This is a genomic window from Nocardia paucivorans NBRC 100373 (genome assembly GCF_000308675.1).
GTDB lineage: Bacteria > Actinomycetota > Actinomycetes > Mycobacteriales > Mycobacteriaceae > Nocardia > Nocardia paucivorans.
This window is the reverse complement of the sequence record NZ_BAGE01000079.1, coordinates 1-507: the sequence shown is the minus strand read 5'-3', so window position 1 is coordinate 507 and position 507 is coordinate 1. Positions and strand designations below refer to the sequence as shown.

1 protein-coding gene is annotated in these 507 nt (G+C 61.7%); it reads right to left on the bottom strand.

Annotated elements, in window-relative coordinates:
• Window positions 1-213: 213 nt before the first annotated feature.
• On the bottom strand, window positions 214-507 hold a 294-nt coding region (locus ON32_RS23335), incomplete at its 5' end, for an SAM-dependent methyltransferase (RefSeq protein WP_040793166.1).

Below are 507 nucleotides of genomic sequence, written 5' to 3'. Positions count from 1 at the left end.
CGAATCTGAGCTCTGATCTGCAACTGATGCGCATATCTTGGGAGGTCGTACCCGCGCCAAAGGCGTGAGGGAGTTATCCCTTGGATCACCACACAATACGTTTCCGCAGACCGCCGGAAAAGAGAATGGACTCGAAAAGCGTATAGACCGCTCGCGCCGAAGCTCGCTCGGCCCGAGCGGTTCCCGCATCTCGAATCGATTCGGTCGACGAACTCATGGTCTCGCGGCGCGCGGTTTGTATCCGACTCCGCCGAGGACCAGTCGTTCTTCGGGGTAGTGGGTGCGGGTCGGGGGGCCGGCGGGCCACCAGTCGTCGAGTTCGACGAGGCCGGGTTCGAGAATCTCCAGGTTTGCGAAGTATTCGGCGATCTGTTCGGTGGTGCGGTACCAGCCCGACCCCAGACCGTGTTCGGTGAACCGGCGCTGAAGTTCCATTGCCAGGCCGTGGAGTTCGGCACCTTCGCCCGGATCGTGGAAATGGGTGATGGCGACATACGATCCGCCGGG